This window comes from Novosphingobium sp. (genome assembly GCF_020852455.1).
Lineage (GTDB): Bacteria > Pseudomonadota > Alphaproteobacteria > Sphingomonadales > Sphingomonadaceae > Novosphingobium.
The window spans coordinates 126,479-144,462 of sequence record NZ_JADZAT010000010.1 but is presented as its reverse complement, the minus strand read 5'-3'; the positions used below and the strand labels follow the sequence as shown (position 1 = coordinate 144,462).

General features: G+C 64.5%; 15 protein-coding genes and 1 tRNA gene. 2 read left to right on the top strand and 14 right to left on the bottom strand.

What is annotated here, in order from left to right; all coding sequences use genetic code 11:
* On the top strand, window positions 1-852 hold the full coding sequence (locus IT549_RS04750) for a YXWGXW repeat-containing protein (RefSeq protein ID WP_292970338.1): 852 nt from the start codon (window positions 1-3) through the stop codon (window positions 850-852).
* The gene (locus tag IT549_RS04745; RefSeq protein WP_292970336.1) at window positions 849-2,954 is read left to right on the top strand and encodes a 3'-5' exonuclease; all 2,106 of its coding nucleotides are present in this window, start codon (window positions 849-851) and stop codon (window positions 2,952-2,954) included. Before IT549_RS04750 ends, IT549_RS04745 begins: the two co-directional genes overlap by 4 nt.
* A gap of 8 nt (window positions 2,955-2,962) precedes the next feature.
* Here the strand turns inward: IT549_RS04745 and IT549_RS04740 are convergent, their stop codons facing one another.
* From IT549_RS04740 to murC, 14 genes are all read right to left on the bottom strand, one after another.
* On the bottom strand, window positions 2,963-4,759 hold the full coding sequence (locus tag IT549_RS04740) for a site-specific integrase (RefSeq protein ID WP_292970334.1): 1,797 nt from the start codon (window positions 4,757-4,759) through the stop codon (window positions 2,963-2,965).
* A gap of 99 nt (window positions 4,760-4,858) precedes the next feature.
* Window positions 4,859-4,934, bottom strand: a tRNA-Ala gene (locus tag IT549_RS04735).
* Window positions 4,935-5,015: 81 nt separating this feature from the next.
* Window positions 5,016-5,759, bottom strand: a complete 744-nt coding sequence (locus IT549_RS04730; RefSeq protein WP_292970332.1) for a hypothetical protein — start codon at window positions 5,757-5,759, stop codon at window positions 5,016-5,018.
* Between the two features lie 143 nt (window positions 5,760-5,902).
* Window positions 5,903-6,646 carry a Bax inhibitor-1/YccA family protein gene (locus IT549_RS04725; RefSeq protein WP_292970330.1) on the bottom strand — a complete coding sequence of 248 codons (744 nt, stop codon included), beginning with the start codon at window positions 6,644-6,646 and terminating at the stop codon, window positions 5,903-5,905.
* Window positions 6,647-6,757: 111 nt separating this feature from the next.
* Window positions 6,758-7,549: a pyrroline-5-carboxylate reductase gene (gene proC / locus IT549_RS04720; RefSeq protein WP_292970328.1), complete on the bottom strand. Its 792-nt coding sequence runs from the start codon at window positions 7,547-7,549 to the stop codon at window positions 6,758-6,760.
* Between the two features lie 155 nt (window positions 7,550-7,704).
* Complete coding sequence (locus IT549_RS04715; RefSeq protein ID WP_292970326.1) at window positions 7,705-8,094, bottom strand: cupin domain-containing protein; 390 nt, start codon at window positions 8,092-8,094, stop codon at window positions 7,705-7,707.
* A gap of 29 nt (window positions 8,095-8,123) precedes the next feature.
* Window positions 8,124-8,630, bottom strand: a complete 507-nt coding sequence (locus tag IT549_RS04710) for a YbjN domain-containing protein (RefSeq protein WP_292970324.1) — start codon at window positions 8,628-8,630, stop codon at window positions 8,124-8,126.
* 108 nt (window positions 8,631-8,738) lie between these two features.
* On the bottom strand, window positions 8,739-10,535 hold the full coding sequence (locus tag IT549_RS04705; RefSeq protein WP_292970322.1) for an SPOR domain-containing protein: 1,797 nt from the start codon (window positions 10,533-10,535) through the stop codon (window positions 8,739-8,741).
* A gap of 102 nt (window positions 10,536-10,637) precedes the next feature.
* Complete coding sequence (gene ftsZ / locus IT549_RS04700) at window positions 10,638-12,308, bottom strand: cell division protein FtsZ (RefSeq protein WP_292970321.1); 1,671 nt, start codon at window positions 12,306-12,308, stop codon at window positions 10,638-10,640.
* Window positions 12,309-12,420: 112 nt separating this feature from the next.
* Window positions 12,421-13,701, bottom strand: coding sequence for a cell division protein FtsA (ftsA, locus tag IT549_RS04695; RefSeq protein ID WP_292970319.1), 1,281 nt, complete (start codon window positions 13,699-13,701; stop codon window positions 12,421-12,423).
* Window positions 13,701-14,672, bottom strand: coding sequence for an FtsQ-type POTRA domain-containing protein (locus IT549_RS04690; RefSeq protein ID WP_292970317.1), 972 nt, complete (start codon window positions 14,670-14,672; stop codon window positions 13,701-13,703). Before IT549_RS04690 ends, ftsA begins: the two co-directional genes overlap by 1 nt.
* Window positions 14,669-15,613, bottom strand: a complete 945-nt coding sequence (locus IT549_RS04685) for a D-alanine--D-alanine ligase (RefSeq protein WP_292970315.1) — start codon at window positions 15,611-15,613, stop codon at window positions 14,669-14,671. Before IT549_RS04685 ends, IT549_RS04690 begins: the two co-directional genes overlap by 4 nt.
* Window positions 15,610-16,539, bottom strand: a complete 930-nt coding sequence (murB, locus tag IT549_RS04680; protein WP_292970313.1) for a UDP-N-acetylmuramate dehydrogenase — start codon at window positions 16,537-16,539, stop codon at window positions 15,610-15,612. Before murB ends, IT549_RS04685 begins: the two co-directional genes overlap by 4 nt.
* Entirely contained in the window at window positions 16,536-17,960 is a 1,425-nt protein-coding gene (gene murC / locus IT549_RS04675) for a UDP-N-acetylmuramate--L-alanine ligase (RefSeq protein WP_292970311.1), read from the bottom strand. Before murC ends, murB begins: the two co-directional genes overlap by 4 nt.
* Window positions 17,961-17,984 lie beyond the last annotated feature (24 nt).

Genomic DNA, 17,984 nt, shown 5'->3' with positions numbered 1-17,984 from the left:
ATGACCCGCTTTTGGCGCGATGGGCACTGGCGCAGCGGGAGATACGGCGCGCATTGGGTTGAAGGCCATTGGGTTGACCGCGATGATTGGGGCGGACGTTATCATTCGCCACCCGTGCGCCCATTTGCGCGTCCATCTTCCCCTTCACCATCATCGTCACCGATTGCCATTCGCATTGCCGATGGCAGGCGCGCATCCATCACAGTTCCCAACGCGAACTGCCCGGTTTGTGGCGCAAGAGTGTTCTTCTACCAAAACGATTTCGGCAGTCGCGTGTTCTTCGATGACCTCGGCCCGCCTTGGCCGAAGCATCCGTGCACAGATAACGCCTACCCTTCGGTGGTTGAGCCGGGCGCTTCAGCACCAGTGGCGAACGGTATTGTAAGCCATGACCGGACAACGCCACTGCTAGAGAGTGTTGCCCGCCTCTTGCGCGCACGCGAAGAAGCGCGAAGGCTTCTAATCGACGGGGTGAACCGCCGGAAACAATTGAGCGCGACCGACCACATACTAGTTCCATCCGACAGCACGGACACCGTGCTTGTTCAAACACCGCTGACCGGGGATGGCTGGGATCGCTGCATTGTTAAGAAGTGCACCAATCACAATCAAACAGTCTACTTCGTCGTCCAAAGCACCTCTGATCCAGTCAAAAAGACAATTCGCTTTTCGACCGTTGCACGCTCGGACCTACCGAACGTCGAAGAAACGCTCTATCTGCTGAATGATAGAATGTCGTTTTTTAGTTTCGAGGATTTTTCTCCGCAAGAAGTCGAGATCGAGCGGAAAAGGTCGAAGGCCGTATCATCCGCTCGGAGACGCAAAACTCGTAGAAAGAAGCGGCGCAAATGAACTTCCACATCGCCGACAGCTTCACCTCTGCCCTCGCCCGCCTCAATGGGCAGGAACAAAAGCACGCGAAGACCGCAGCGTTCGACCTGCAACTGAACCCTGCGCATCCCGGCCTTCAGATGCACCGGCTGACGAACAGCCGCGATCCCAACTTCTGGTCAGTGCGGGTCAATCAGGACATCCGCATCATCATTCACAAGACCGAGGCGAGCTTCATGCTGGCCTATGTCGATCATCATGATGATGCCTATGCGTGGGCTTCCCGTCGCCGGATCGAAGCGCACCCGCGCACGGGCGCAATCCAGATCGTGGAAGTCCATGAGCGGATCGAGGAAATCGGGCCGCTCTTCGCACCTGCCCAACCCGTGGTTGCTCGGCCAGAACCTGTCGTCGTGCCCGCGCCAGCGTTTGCACCGGCCCCGGCCATCTTCGCGGGCCTGTCTGAAGACGACCTGCTGAATGTCGGCACGCCTTCCGACTGGATCGCTGACATCCGTACGTGGACCGAAGACCGCTTCTTCCACATGAGCGACCGCCTCCCTGCCGAAGTGGCAGAGGCGCTGCTAGACTATGCCGCGACGGGGCGCTTGCCGACGCCGGAGCCTGCCACCGCAGACCCCTTCGCCCATCCCGATACGCTCCGCCGCGTCCAAACCATCACCAGCGAAGAGGAACTGCGCCTTGCGCTGGACTTCCCTTGGGACAAATGGAGCGTGTTCCTGCACCCGTCCCAGCGCGGCGTGGTGGAGCGGGACTTCTCCGGCCCGGCGCGCGTTACCGGCACGGCTGGGACAGGCAAGACCATCGTCGCCTTGCATCGCGCCGCTCGTGCCGTGCGCGACGATGCGCAGGCCCGCTTGCTGCTCACCAGCTTCTCGCGTCCCCTTGCCAATGCCCTGAAGGCGAAGCTGGCAATTCTGCTCGCTGACGATCCGGGCAAGCTGGACCGCGTTTCGATTGCTTCCTTCGAGGATGCCGCGTCAGAGCTTTTTCAGCTTGCCACGGGGCGCAGGGCCACACTTGCCACGATTGATGCCCAGCAGGCCGCGCTGGCCCGCGCAATGGCCGATCTAGACTACACCGAACTGTCCGAGCGCTTCGTCACCGCTGAATGGCGGCAGATTGTGGACGCTTGGAACCTGCCCGATCTGGTGAGCTACGCGAAGGTCCCGCGCATAGGGCGGCGCAACCGCCTTGGCTCAAAACAGCGTGAAGCCCTCTGGCCAGTCTTCGAGGCTGCCCGCGCGGCCTTGGCAGCAAGGGGCCTGCTGACATCTTCGCAGCTATTCGCCGCCGTCGATGCTGCCTTCAGGGACAAGGCCGATAAACCGTTCTCCCACGTGATCGTAGACGAGGCCCAGGATTTGGGCGTTTCGGAACTGCGCATGATGGGCGCGATCTCGTCCGGCCCGAACTCGCTGTTCTTTGCTGGAGACCTTGGGCAGCGGATTTTCCAGTTGCCGTTCTCGTGGCGCACCTTGGGCGTGGATGTCCGGGGCAGGTCATCGAGCCTGCGGATCAACTATCGCACCTCCCGCCAGATCAGGGAAGCGGCTGACCAACTCCTGCCGCAGAAGGTCCGCGACGTGGACGGCATCGAGGATGACCGCACGGGTGCGCAATCGGTCTTCGAGGGACCGGCCCCGACCATCGCCGAATGTGCAGACGACGCTGACGAAACGGCGAAGGTGGCAGCCTACCTGCGCTCGGCCATCGAAGACGGGATCAGCCCGGCAGAGATTGGCGTGTTCGTCCGCTCCGCTGAATACATGACCCGCGCCCGCGAAGCCGTTGCGGCGGCTGGACTGGAAGGGCGGCAGCTAACCGAGCGCGCCGAAGATTTCGGCGACTGCGTGTCCCTTGGCACCATGCACCTCGCCAAAGGGCTGGAGTTCAAGGTGGTAATCGTCATGGCCTGCGATGATGAGGCTCTGCCGCTGCAATCGCGGGTGGATGAAGCGACCGATGAAGACGAACTGCGCGAAGTCTTCGAGACCGAGCGGCACCTGTTCTATGTCGCCTGCACCCGCGCCCGCGACAGGCTGCACGTGACCGGAGTGCGGCCCGTCTCTGACTTTGTCGCGGACATGGCGATCTCGTAAGCGGTTGGTCAGTCGTTCAGCTTGGCGTGCTCGTAGAGGTGCGAAAGGTCCAAATCGTATTTCGTGGCATCGACGCTGGCCTTGAGAACATCGGCTTCCAGCCCGATGCCGTAGCGCCTGCTAGTCCTTGAACCTCTGGCCCAGCCGCACAGTTCTTCCTTCTTGTCCTCGCGGACATCTGCGCGGTCCAGCGCCCGCTTGAAGGTGTGCCGGAACGAATGAAAGGTGAGCTTCTTGCGGCGTTCACCTAGATCGAAATGCCGGAGATCGCTCTCAAACCACTTAGAAAATCGGGAGCTTTGATCATCGTAGTTGGAATGGGCAGGCACCTCGGGGAACAGAGCCAATTCACCGCGATCCCGCCTGCGCTGCACCCATTCGACAAGGCCGATTGCCTTCAGCACCGGATGCAATGGTATCTCTCGGATGGCATTTTCGGATTTCAGCTTCATGTCCGGGGTCAGAACGATGAAGTCGTGTCCTTCCGGCGATACACGGAAGTGGTCGGTCGTAAGCTGGAGTATCTCACCGCAGCGAAGGCCAGCGAACAGCCCGATCAGCGGTGCCCAATAGCGGGCGCGGCGCACAATGTTCGGCCCCGGCTTTGAGAAGCCCCGGCGGTCGTCTCGGCAGCCGGTATAGATGGGACGCTGGAAAATGCGGCGAAGCTCCACATCCTCAAACGGCAGCTTGGCCATCGAACCGTCGGGCTTGACGCTCTGCGGCTTCAGCCCTTCCGCATAGTTCTTTGCGATGTAGTCGCGTCTATGTGCCCACTTCAGGAAACGAGACAACTGTGAAAGGTATTTCTCCAGCGTTGCATACGCGAGCACAGGATCGTTTGCACGGCGCGTTGCGACGATGGTCGCAATGTCCTTCCCCTCCCTGATCTTATCCTCGAAGTTGGGTGGCAGAAGCGCGAAGCTATCGCGAAACCTGTCACATTCGTCCGCATTAATGCGCCAAACGGGCGTGTCTGGCCCGAAGAAAGCGGCAATGTGCTTCAATTCCGCGCGATAGCGATCCTTGGTCTTGTCAGAGGTTGGCATAGCCATCAACTGCGCCAAGTAGGTCTCAGTGGCCGTGGCCAATGATCGTTCAGTTACCCCGCTTGGTGTAACCGTTCCCACCTCGAAAAGTGAGGGAGCGCGGTGTTCGACCGTGCCGATGGCAAAACAGTTCGCAAACAGTCGATCAGTGATGCGGTCGGAATAGTCCCCGTTCAGGCGAGCAAGCTCGATCTTGCAGGACTGTGCCATCGCCCGACGAAGGTAGTTGTGCAACAGGAGCAGAGGTTCACTGCCCGGCACGGCCCGCAGCTTAGCCTTTCTCAACACCCCAAATCTGGCCCCGGCGACATCGTCGATGCCATCATCGGGTTCGGGGCCTGTCAGTCGAGCCAACATGTTTTCCAGTTCGGTTCGCCATGCGTCCTTGTCAGCATCATCAACAGTGGCGGGGACCGGAGCCTCACTATCCAGTTCCCGAACCGCATCGGCAAGGAAGGCGCGCGACAACGGCGCTGCATGTTCGCTCGACAACATCGGCAGGTCGTCATCCTTCGGCCATGACGGCAGTGCGGTGCGCGAATAAATGCCAGTTGGTGATTGCGGTGCGGCAAAGCGGCGTTGCGCTTCTTGGCGGGCATCATCAAGCCGGGTTAGTGCGGTCGCATAGTTTGCGGTCTCTAGGCTGATCCAGATGTCAGCGGGTGAGCCGGGCACCTTGAGGTGCCGTGGACAACGCTGTCGGAAATACCAAATGGCACTGCCCTTGCGCTTCACCAGACCTGTAGGTTTTCCCATCTCTGACATACCCGATGTGTAACACCTGTGGGTAGCAAGAGCGTTAAGAAAGGCCCGGATTTCCGGGATTTCGTGCAAATCTGCGGGATTTTTGGGCACTGGTGGAGCCGAGGGGGATCGAACCCCTGACCTCGTCATTGCGAACGACGCGCTCTCCCATCTGAGCTACGGCCCCGTTCCAGTGCGAGTGCGAGGAGCTGCCCCCTCGCGCGAGCGGCCCCATTAGCGAAGGTGCCGCGCGGTTGGAAGAGCAAAGTTACTTCGGCGCGGCGACCACCGGATTGACGATCGGGATCGACGATGCCAGCACCCGCGTGCCTTGCGGCGCATCCTTGCCCCACTTGGCTTCCCAGGCCGCCATATCCAGCCGGTACTGATCGTACCGCTTGAAGAAATCGTCGAACACGATTTCCAGGTTCGGGATCGCGGTGGTGGCAAAAGCAGAAAGGTTCGCCGATTTCACCACCTTGGCATCCTTGCTCATCGCCAGCGCGGCATTGCAGAATGCCGGCAGGACCGGTGGCAGAGCGAAATGATTATAGACCTCGGTCATGAACTTTTCGCGGTGCTTGACGAAACCCGCGCCGTGCCTGGCGCGAAATTCGGCATCAACCTTGGTATTGGCCGCGCGCAAGGTCTTGGCATGGGCCTTCAGGAACACCTTGTAGTTGACCAGGATTTCCGCGTGTTTCGGATCGCGGCAGTTCAGCGCCGCGACATTGTAGGCCGAACGCAGGTTCCACAGCGTCTGGGCGGCGGAAATCCCGCGATTGGGGCTGAGCCGCACGCCATCGGGCCCCAGCGGGCGGTAGGACAGGTTGGGCGAGGCCCATTCGGGCGGGATCGGCTTCCAGGCCACGAAGACATAGGGCGGCGGCGGAGGAGGAGGAGGCGGGGGCGGCGCCTTCTTGGGCTTGCCGGCTTCAAGCGCGGTGCCAAGCCCCGCTGCGCTCAGCCCCACGGCTGCAATGATGATTGCCTTGCGAAGTTGGATTGCCATGTTCCCAGTCCCGGTTGCGACCCTGCGGCTGGCGCAGGCCGATGATCGAATTCGATGCAAGTCCTAACCGCTTTGTTTCGGAAAGCAAATGCCCGGCGCACCGCAAGGCACGCCGGGCACGTTTGTCCGTTCTTTCCGTGGGATCAGCGGCGATCGCCCAGGAAGCTCAGCAGGTACTGGAACAGGTTGATGAAATCGAGATAGAGCGACAGCGCACCCATCACGATCACCTTCTGGACCATGTCGGTGCCGTGGACCTGGAAATAGGTTTCACGCAGCCGCTGCGTATCCCAGGCGGTCAGGCCCGCGAAGATCAGCACGCCCAGCACCGAAATCGCCAGCGCCAGCCCGCTCGATTGCAGGAACAGGTTGAGCAGCATGGCCAGGATGATCCCGACCAGGCCCATCACCATGAAGGCACCCATCGCCGAAAGGTTGCGCTTGGTGGTGTAGCCATAGAGGCTGAGACCGGCAAAGGCACCCGCCGTGGCGAAGAAGGTCAGCGCGATCGAGGACCCGGTGTAGATGAAGAAGATCGAGGACATCGACATGCCCATGACCACGCAAAAGGCCCAGAACAGCGCCTTGAGCGTGCCGGTCTGCATCCGGTTGAGGCCAAAGCTCATCGCCATGATGAAGCCAAGCGGAGCCAGCGCAACCAGCCAGCGCAGCGGGGTGCCGAACAGCGCGGCGGCCATGCCCGAGGTCGCGAACAGCAGCGCGACAACGCCGGTCAGCAGGACGCCCGAGGCCATGTAATTGTAGATCGACAGCATGTAACGGCGCAGCCCTTCGTCGCGCGCGCCTGCGCCGATCAGGTCACCGTTGATGGTCGCGCCCCCGAAGGGACTGCGGGTGCCGGGCCGGGGTTCATTCCAGTCAGCCATTGTCAACTCCTTTGCCGCCCCGAAATAGGGGCGATGTGGCAAATATCGGATCAAACCGCTCCGGTTTCAAGCAAAACCGGACAGCCGTGATTGTCGCAAAATGTATCGGGTTCAGCCGCGCGCCGCCGCTGCCAGCTCTGCCCCGCGATCGCGTGCGGCACGCAAGGTCGCCTCGACCAGCCCGGCGAGCGCCCGATCGGCATCGAGCACGGCCAGCCCGGCCGCGGTGGTACCGCCCGGACTGGTCACGCGGCGGGCCAGCTCTTCCGGGCTGGCATCGGCCTCAGCAGCCAGCCGCGCCGCGCCTTCGACCATGGCCAGAGCCAGCCGCTGCGCCTGTTCGGGCGCCAGCCCCAGCTCGGCCCCGCCCGCCGCCAGGGCATCGATGAAGCGATAGACGAAGGCCGGGCCCGATCCGGCCAGCGCGGTGACCACATCCAGCTGATCCTCGCGAGCCAGCCATTCCAGCGTGCCGAGCGGCGCCAGCAGCGCCTCGATCCGAGCCTGCGTGGCTGCGTCCAGTCCCTGCCCGAACAGCCCGATCGGTGACTTGCCGATTGCCGCAGCCAGGTTGGGCATGACCCGCACCACCGCCCGTGCCCCCGGCAGGCGCGCGGCCAGACTGGCAATCTCGGTTCCGGCCAGGATCGATAGCAGCACGGTCTGCGGCCCCACTGCCCGGACCAGCGCCGGCACTGCATCGTCCAGCGCCTGCGGCTTGACGCCCAGCAGCACCAGTTCAAATCGTTCGTTCGGCACGGCGCGCAGCAGCCGCACCCCCTGGGGCGCTTCAGCCAGAAACGGATCGACCACGGTAAAGTGCGCCGGATCCATTCCTGCAGCCAGCCAGCCGGCCAGCATCGCCCCGCCCATATTGCCGCAGCCCAAGATCAATATCGCCACGAAATGTCTCCACGCTCCCAACCGCCAGTGCCAGACGGTTGGTGGAACTTCACAAAGTTGACAGGGTCCAGAAAACCAAAAAGGCCCCTATTCCTGCCGGAAAGCAGACAATGGCAGCGGATCGCGCGGTAGGAAAGCGGTTTGCAGGTGCCGGATCAACCCAAAGGCCGGCCGGTATAATCGTATTCGATGCCGGCAAACCGGTCGCGCGCGAAGCCATAGAGCAGCTTCAGCCCGTCCGGCCCGGCAACGATCGCATGCTCGGCGCGGCTGGGGATGAAGGCGGCGACGTCGGGCCGCAGTTCAAACTCTTGGTCATCGGCATAGACCACCGCCGAACCGGCCAGGCAGAAATAGAATTCGGCCGGATCGTGGCGATGGAACTTGAGGTGCCCGCCCGGCGGAAATTCGGCCACACCCACCACCAGCGATCCGCTTGGGGTGCGGTCGGCACAGATCAGGGTTTGCCAGGTCAGCTCGCCATCGCGCGCCTCGCCTTCCAGCGGCAGCCCGCCATAAGCGACAGTGAACGGTTTCTGCGTCATCGGTTCACCCCCCGGCTCCCCGGCTGGCCTCAGGCCTCGCCCGCCGCATCCACCAGTGAGCTGGCCAGAGCATCCGCCGGGCTCTTGTCACCCCACAGCACGAACTGGAAGGCCGGATAGAACCGGTCACACTCCTCCACCGCAGCCTCAACCGCGACCTGCGCCTGACCAAGGCTCAGCAGACCCTCGTCACCCAGCAGCAGTCCGTGGCGATAGAGCAGCACCGAACCGTTCGACCACAGATCGAAGTGGCCGACCCACAGCTGTTCGTTGACCAGCGCCAGCAGCTCATGCACAGCGCCGCGCTTGTCGTCGGGGACGCGGATGTCGGGCAGGCACAGCAGCTGCAGCACGTGATCCTCTCGCCGCCAGACCCCGCGCAAGGTATAGCTGGCCCAGCTGCCTTTGATCTCGCCCGAAATCTCGTCCTCGCCGACGAATTCGCAGGGCCAGCCGCGCGCTTCGAACAGCGACGCGAGCATATCGACGGGTGCCGCGTCGTCGTGTCCTTCGTAGTCGCGATTGCCCTCGATCATGTCAGGCTCAATGCTTCGGGCAGGGGCAATGGGGCAATGACGTCAGAGCGCTGCCTTGCGCATAACTGCACAAGCCTGTTTACAGGGTGTGGAAAAGGATCGCGCCGGTTACTTGCCCGCACCCAGCGCATCGACCACCTGGCCGGCCGGGCTGGTCCAGACGAAAGCCCCGGAAACTCCCGCTTTCTTGAGCTTGGCAAGGAAGGCCGCAGCCTCTTTCTGGCTGGCGAAAGGCCCGGCGAGCAGGCGGTTGGCCTGCCCCCAGGCGGTCACGTTGGGCCGCAGCCCCTTGAACAGTTCGGGCTCCTCGCGCGCCAGCTTGCGCCAGTCAAAGCCCAGGGCCGCCTTGTCGCGCCCGGTCGCTACCTGCACCCATATTCGGCTCGGGTGGCTGGGCTTGGTCTCCTTCGTGTCCTTGCCCTTTGCATCCTTGGCCTTGGGATCGGTCTTGGCGTCCTTGGCCTTGGGGTCCAGCGCCTTGGGATCCTTTGCCGGGTCCTTGGCCGCAGGAACCACGGGCTTGACCTTGCGGATATCGACCGCCCCAGCCTTGGGCTCAATCTCGCGGCTGGGGGCGGTGAACCCGGCGAAGGCCTCGTCAAGGCTATCCCCCCTGGGCGCGGCCGGCGGCTTGGGCGTGGGCGCGGGCTTGCGCAGATCGAACGGTGCCCCGCCCTGGTCGATCGAGGCAAAGCCGGGCCCGGCAACCGGTGCTGGCACCGGAGCTGGCGGGACCGGGACCGGCACCGGAACAGGCGCCGGGACGGGTGCCGGCACAGGAGCTGGCGGCGGTGGTGGCGGTGGCGGAGGTGGCGGTGGCGGTGTCGGCACTACCCGCACTGGCGGTGGCGCGGGCGGCGGGGTCGCGCTGGCCAGTTGCACCGGCTTGCCATTCACTTCGCGGCCGACCTGCGGCACCGGCGGCTCGGGTGCCTTGGCGATCTGGACCGGTTTGGACTTGCCCGAATCCTTGGGCTTGTCCTTGCCTTTGCCCTTGTCCTTGCCTTTGGTCACCGGATTAACATTGACCGGAACCGGATCGGCGCTGGCCAGGGTGGCCTGGGGCGGCGCATAGCGCGCGATGCGGGGATCATCCCGGCCGATTTCGGCGGCACGCGGGAAACTGCCCAGATTGGCGGCGGCGGCCTGCTGGGCGCGGGTCAGCCGCGGCATGAAGCCCAGATAGCCGCTGAGCGCGTCTGCCATCTGCGCCGGCAGGGTCTGGCGGGCGATGTTCTGCGCCTCTTCGGCATTGCCCAGGATCGCCAGCGCAAAGGCGCGGCTGCGCCAGGCGGCCTTGTCCTGACGCTGGATCAGTGGCCCCAGCGTGCTCTCCATGCCCCGCCGGTCACCCGCGATCGCCTGGCTGATGGCATAGCGCCGCTGCGTTTCGTCGCGGTCTTCCAGCGCCAGCGAGCGGCGGTAATAGAGCTGCGCAGTGCGCGGATCGCCGACCAGGTCATAGGCCAGCCCGCGATCGGCCAGCCGCTCGGCATCGATCGGACCCAGCTTTTCGGCCTGATCGAACATCTCGATCGCGGCGACCGGATCGTTGGCCAGGGCATAGGCCCCCGCCAGCCCGGAACGAACCCGGCCGCTGCCCGGCCACAGCGTATCGGCCCGCTGGAAAAAGCCGATCGCGGCCTGGACATCGCCCAGATCGAGCGAAGCCCGCCCTGCGGCGATCAGCGCTTCGAGATCCTGCGGATTGCGGGCCAGCAGATTGAGCGCTTCGTTAAGCCGCATGCCCGGCGATACAGTGGGCAATTTCTGCACCACCGGCTGGCTGACCGCCGGCGGAGTGCTGACCTGCGCTGCCGCTGGCCCCGCCAGCACGGTCCACGCCAGCCCCGCCCCGCCCAGCAGGGCCCATCGCGCCAGATTGGGGCCGGATCGGTCGAACATGGGCTGTGCGGTGTACCTTTTCAGAAAGCCATGCAAGCGTCTTCGCGCGACCACTGCCACGGTGCGGCTGAACCGCCGCCTAACGCGGAAAGCAGCGCGGGCTTACTGGTTGTTCTGGCGGCCGAGGAAACGCGGGATCGAAATCGACGGCCCGCCGTCGTTATCGTCATCGTCGTCATCATCGTCCGAACGCGAACCGCCACGCGAAAGGTTGGCCATCCGTTCGAACAGAGTGGCACCGCCGCCCAGCCGGGGCTGCTTCTTGGCAGTGACATCGCCGTCCCCGCCACCACCGCCACCGCCACCGGTCGAACCACCCGATCCAGCCGCTGGCGCATCGCCAGCTTCGGGCGCATCGCCGCCGCCAAGATCGCCAAAGCCGGCATGGCCTTCGGTTACGGTATCGTCATCACTGGACACCAGCCCGCGGCGACGGCCACCCGGAGCGGCAACCTGCTTGTCTTCCTCAACCAGGCGCGAGGCATCGAGCAGCAATTCGTCGCCCTGTCCGGACGCCGCAGCCGCTTCGGCTTCGAGTTCAAGCTCAAGCGGTTCGCCTTCGTCGCCATCGTCGCCTTCGTCATCCGAAAGCTGCGGCAGATCCCAGTCATCGTCAGCCTCTACCGCCGGAGCCGCCGGTTCCGGCTCGGATTCCGGGGCAGCTGCTTCCGGCTCAGGCTCGGCCTCCTTGGCGCGGTCGAACAGCGGTTCAGCCGCGACCGGTGCGGCAACTGCCGGACGCACCGGCCCGCGCGAGGGTCCGCCCAGCCCGAACGGCCGCGAAGATGCTTCCTCGGCCTGGCTGGCGGTCTGTTCGATCCCGGTGGCAACCACCGAAACGCGGATCTTGCCCTGCAGATCGGGGTTGAAGGCACTGCCCCAGATGATGTTGGCGTTGGGATCGACCAGTTCGCGGATGTGGTTCGCGGCTTCGTCGACTTCCAGCAGCTTCATGTCTTCGCCGCCGATGATCGAGATGATCACGCCCTTGGCACCCTGCATCGACACGCCATCGAGCAGCGGGTTGGCAATCGCCTTTTCCGCGGCTTCGAGCGCGCGGTTTTCGCCGTGGCCTTCGCCCGTACCCATCATTGCCTTGCCCATTTCGGCCATGACCGAACGGACGTCGGCAAAGTCGAGGTTGATCAGGCCCGGCATGACCATCAGGTCGGTGATCGAGCGCACCCCCTGCTGGAGCACCTCGTCAGCCATCTGGAAGGCTTCCTTGAAGGTGGTTTCCGCCTTGGCGACCAGGAACAGGTTCTGGTTGGGAATGACGATCAGCGTATCGACGTGCTTCTGCAGTTCCTCGATCCCGGCTTCGGCTGCGCGCATCCGGCGGGTGCCTTCGAACAGAAACGGCTTGGTCACCACGCCAACGGTCAGCACGCCCTTTTCGCGCGCCGCCTTGGCCACCACCGGCGCCGCGCCGGTGCCGGTGCCGCCGCCCATCCCGGCGGCGATGAAGCACATGTGCACGCCTTCCAGCGCGCGGTCGATCTCGGCCAGGCTTTCCTCAGCCGCCGCGCGGCCCACTTCGGGGCGGGCGCCGGCGCCAAGACCCTGGGTGATATCGGTACCCAGCTGGATCCGGTGTTCGGCCACCGAATTGTTCAGCGCCTGGGCATCGGTGTTGGCCACCACGAAATCGACACCTTCGATCCCGGCCGCGATCATGTTGCCGATCGCGTTGCCACCGGCACCGCCAACCCCGATTACGGTAATCCGGGGACGCAGCTCTTCGACTGCGGGGGCTCCGATATTGATGCTCATCTACGCTCTCCTGTCCGCACGGCGGATACAGCTCTTACAGTTAACAGGTTTCTTGCACCCAACGAATCCGCGACGCAAAGCCGCAAAGTCCTTTGTCCACAGCCGCCAGCCCTCAAAAATACTCACGCACGGCCTGATACAGCCGGTTGACCAGTCCCAATCCCTTGTAGCGGATCACCGGCTGGAACCGGGGACCGACGCTGCGAATGTCGATCGGATCGGCCGCGGCATAGATCACCAGCCCCGCCAGGGTGGAAAATCCCGGGGTGGCATGGGCTTCGGCCAGACCTTTGACCTGCTGGGGCCGCCCGATCCGCACCGGCTTGCCCAGCGCGGCCTGGGCATAGTCGGCCAGCCCGGCCAATTCCGCCCCGCCCCCGGTCAGCACCACCAGCTGCCCGCGCTGGCCGGTAAAGCCCAGCCCCTTCAGCGCCTTGGATACCTCTTCCATCCAGGTGCCCAGCTGGGTGGTGATCACCGAAACCAGTTCAGCGCGCGGCACGCGATTCTTGTCGTCGGCATGGCGCGCGGCAGGGCCGCTGGCCTCTTCACCCGGCGCGTTGACCGGGATCATCTCACGGTGATCCGACGGGCTGGCGATTGCCGAACCGTGGACGCATTTCAGCCGTTCAGCCTGGAACCGGCGGATCCCGAAGGCGCTGGCAATCGCATCGGTCACATCGCCCGAACCCAGCGGGATCGTTACCAGCCCCAGCAGCATGCCGGCGGCATAGACCGAGACATTGGTCACCTCGCCGCCGAATTCGACCAGCGCCACGCCCAGCTCGCGCTCTTCCGACGACAGGCAGGCATGGCCCGCCGCGATCGGCGATCCGACCACCGCCTCGACATCAAGGTGCGCATTCTGGACCGCTTCGGTGATGTTGCGGATCGGCGCGCCATCGGCCAGCATTACGTGGATATCCACCCCCAGCCGTTCGGCGTGCAGCCCCTTGGGATCGGCCACCCCGTCAGCGCCATCCAGCGTATAGTGCGCCGGCTGGGCATGCAGCACCATCCGCCCGTCCGGCTGGATCACGTCGCGCGCCGCCACCAGCAGGTGATCGACATCGTCCGCCTCGATCCGGCGTCCGCCGATATCGACCTCTACCTGGGCGACCTGGCTGGCCAGCCCCGCGCCCGAACAGCCGATCCAGACCGACTGGATCGAGGTGTTGGCCATCTTTTCAGCGCGTTCGATCGCATCGCGCACGGCGTAGGTCGCGGCGGCCATATCGGTAACATAGCCGCGCTTGATCCCCTGCGCGGCGCGGTGGCCCGATCCCAGCACCATCATTTCGCCGGTCTCGCTCAGCCCGGCAATCATCGCGGAAATCCGGAACGAGCCGATGTTGACCGCGCCAAAGACCTTCGCAATGCGGGGAGCAGCCATCAGTTCTTGTCCTTTTCGGCAGGCTTGGCCGCTGCACTGGCAGCCGGGCTGGCGCTGGGGCGCGGTGCCGCGCTGGCCTGTTCGGTGGAATCGACCCGGCTGGGCATGCGGAAATAGATCCGGTCGGTCGCGCGCATATCGAACGCCACGGCCTTGCCGCCCAGCAGGCGGTTGCGCCCGTCAAGCTGGGCGAAGGTGGTCAGCGCCTTGGCGGAATCCTGCTCGCCTTCGGGCAGCGCCAGCATCTGGCCGGTCTTGAACGACAGGTTCCAGCGGCGGTTGCCGACCCATTCGGCGCCCTTGATTTGCGGCTTCAGTGCGGGTGCCGCATCCAGCAAGGCAACCAGCGTCTTGACCTGCTTGCCTGCGCCGGGACCCGACAGCACCAGCTTGCCCTTGGCGCGCTCGGCCGAGACAGGTTCAAGCTCACGCCCGGTCATGTCGATCAGCACCAGCCGGTTGGGCTTGGCCAGCACCGCGACCGGCTTGCGCTCAACCACGTCGATCACCAAGGTATCGGGCAGCTGGCGCGAAACCCGCGCGTCTTCCACCCACGACAGTTCCATCAGCCGCCCACGCACCGCGTGCAGATCAATGAACGGCATCGCCCGGTCACGATCGGCCAGCGCGATCTGATAGACCTTCAGTTCGTTGAGATGATTGGTGCCGCGCACGTTGACGTTGTGCAGCTCAAAACCCGACTGGTGCGAAAGCTGGACCATCTGTTCACGGGCCATGGCCGGCAGCCCGGCAAAGCTGGCCACCATCCACAGCAATACCGCCGCGGCGCCCAGGATCATCGCCAGGAAGATCCGGTGCAGCTGCCCCTCGCTGAACGGCTGGACCGCCATCAGGCTGTCAATCGCCGATCCGGTGCGGGCGCGCGCGGCGCGGACCTGCCGCGACTTGTTCTGCGCGGCCGCAGCCTTGCGCACGCTTTTGCCGCCACGCCTGATCTTCTGCCCGCTCACTTGCGCTTCCCCTTGGCGGCCAGAGCATCAGCAATGATGATCTCGACCAGTTCGCCGTATTCGATCCCCAGGTGCCGCGCCTGTTCGGGCACCAGGCTGAGCGGGGTCATCCCCGGCTGGGTGTTGGTTTCCAGCACGAACAGTCCGTCCAGTCCCTGCGTGTCGTCCCAACGGAAGTCGGTGCGGCTGCACCCGCTGCAACCCAGCAGCCGGTGGCAGCGCAGCGCCAGTTCAAGACAGGCCTGGGTGATTTCGTCGGGGATCTCGGCCGGGCAGACATGCTCGGTCATGCCCTCGGTATATTTGGCGTCGAAATCGTAGAACCCGCTTTTCGGGCGCAGCTCGGTGACCATCAAGGCCTTGTCACCCAGCACCGCCGTGGTCAGCTCGCGCCCGCGGATATAGGGTTCGGCCAGCAGGCTGTCGAATTCCTGCCAAGGACCCTTGGCAGCGGGGCTGATCGGGTTGCCATAATTGCCCTCGGCGGTGACGATCGCCACCCCCACCGAAGAGCCTTCGTTGACCGGTTTCAGCACATAGGGCCGCTCCAGCGGGTCCTTCTGGTAGATCTCGCTGACCGGCACGATCCGCCCGCCCGGCATCGGCACACCGTGCGGGACCAGTGCCTGCTTGGTCAGTTCCTTGTCGATCGCGATGACCGAGGCGACCATGCCCGAATGGGTATAGGTCAGCCCCATCAGGTCCATCATGCCCTGGACCGAACCGTCCTCACCGGGGGTGCCGTGCAGCGCATTGAACACCACGTCAGGCTTGGTCGCGGCAAGCCGGGCCGCAACGTCGCGGTCCATGTCGATCCGGGTGACCTGATGCCCGCGCGCTTCCAGCGCCGTGGCGACGCCCTCCCCGCTCATCAGCGAGACCGGCCGTTCGTTCGACCAGCCGCCCATCAGCACCGCGATATGGAGTTTCGGAAGCGTCACTTGTTACCCACCTGCTGATTGTCTGACGCTCTGGCACAGGTGCCAACGCGCTGGATTTCCCATTCGAGCGTCACGCCCGACTTGTCCTTGACCCGCCGCCGCACTTCCTCGCCCAGCGCTTCGATATCGGCGCTGGTGGCCTCGCCCAGGTTGAGCAGGAAGTTGCAGTGCTTTTCGCTGACCTGCGCGCCTCCCAGGGTCAGCCCCCGGCAGCCGGCCTCATCAACCAGTTGCCAGGCCTTCTTCTCGCCCGGGTTCTTGAAAGTGCTGCCGCCGGTCTTGCTGCGCAGCGGCTGGCTGGCTTCGCGGCTGGCGGAAATGCGGTCCATCTCGGCCTGGATCTCGGCGCTCAGGCCCGCACGGCCCCTGAACCGCGCCGCGACCACGATGGCACCTTCGGGCAGTTCGCTGTGGCGGTAGGTGTAGCCGAGGTCGGCGACCGGCAGTGTCACCAGCGATCCATCGCGCAGCACCACATCGCAATCGACCAGAATGTCCTTCACTTCGCCGCCATAGGCGCCGCCGTTCATCCGCACGAACCCGCCGACCGTGCCAGGGATCGAACGCAGGAATTCAAGCCCGGCGATCTGCTCGTCGCGGGCGGTCGAGGATACCAGAATGCCGCTGGCCCCGGCCCCGCAATCCAGCGTCAGCTCGGCGCTCTTGCTGACTTTGGCAAAGGCCTTGCCCAGCCGCACGACCACGCCGGGCACTCCGCCATCGCGAACGATCAGATTGCTGCCCAGCCCCAGCGCCATCACCGGCACCGCCGGATCGAGATCGCGCAGGAAGGCCTGCAGGTCGGTCACATCCCTGGGCTCAAACAGCCACTGGGCCACGCCGCCGCTCTTGAACCAGACCAGCGGAGCCAGCGGGGCGTTCGGGGTCAGTTTGCCCGCAACCTTGGGAAGCGTGGTTGTTGTCACCCGCCCCTCCGCTTGGCAATCGCATCAGCCAGGCCTGCCGCCCACTTGGTGATATCGCCCGCACCCAGACAGACCACCATGTCGCCGCTCTGGACCACATCGGCCAGCGCATCGGCCAAAGCTTCCGGCCCGGCGACGACCTGGGCCGAGCGGTGCCCGCGCGCCTTCATGCCCGCGACCATGACGTCTGAATCGATGCCGTCGATCGGCGCCTCGCCAGCGGCATAGACCGGCGCGGCATAGACCATGTCGGCGTCGTTGAAGGCGGCCTCGAACTCCTCCAGGTGGTCCCGCAGGCGGGTGAAGCGGTGCGGCTGGACCACCGCGATCACGCGGCCCGAACCCACTCCTTCGCGCGCAGCAGCCAGCACGGCGCGGATTTCGACCGGGTGGTGGCCATAGTCGTCGATGATCGTGGCGGCCCCAGAGTCGATGGCCACTTCGCCCACCTTGGTGAAGCGCCGCTTGACCCCGTGGAACTTGGAAAAGCCGGTCTGGATTGTCTCGTCTTCGCAGCCCATCTCCACCGCCACGCCCACCGCAGCGAGTGCGTTCTGGACGTTGTGGCGACCGGGCATCGGCAGTTCGATCCCCTCGATCCGGCGCTGGCTGCCGTCGCGCTGGCGGATCACCGCATCGAACCGGTTGCCGCCGGGATAGGGGGTGACGTTTTCGCCGCGCACGTCGGCCTGGGCGGAAAAGCCATAGGTCACCACGCGGCGATCGCGCACCTTGGGGATCACCGCCTGGACTTCGGGGTGGTCGATGCACAGCACTGCGCAGCCATAGAACGGCACGTTTTCGATGAATTCGACGAAGGCGTCCTTCACCGCATCGAAGCTGCCATAGTGATCGAGGTGTTCGGGATCGATGTTGGTGACCACCGCGATGGTCCCGTCGAGCCGCAGGAACGAACCGTCGCTCTCGTCGGCTTCGACCACCATCCACTCGCTGGCGCCCAGCCGCGCGTTGGAGCCGTAGCTGTTGATGATCCCGCCGTTGATCACCGTCGGATCGACCCCGCCGGCATCGAGCAGCGCGGCGACCATGCTGGTCGTGGTGGTCTTGCCATGGGTGCCGGCCACCGCAACGGTGCGCTTCAGCCGCATCAGTTCGGCCAGCATTTCCGCGCGGCGGACCACCGGCACGCGGTTTTCCAGCGCGGCGGCGACTTCGGGGTTGGTGCGCTTGACCGCAGTTGAGGTGACCACCACCGCCGCATCGCCAAGATTTTCGGCGGCATGGCCGATCATCACCTTGATCCCGCGCTTGCGCAGTCCTTCAACCACATAGCCTTCGGCAATGTCGCTGCCCTGCACCTGATAGCCCAGGTTGTGCATCACCTCGGCAATGCCGGACATGCCGATCCCGCCGATGCCGACGAAATGGATCGTGCCGATATCAGTACCAACGCCTTTCATCGGACACCTCCGATGAAAGTCACC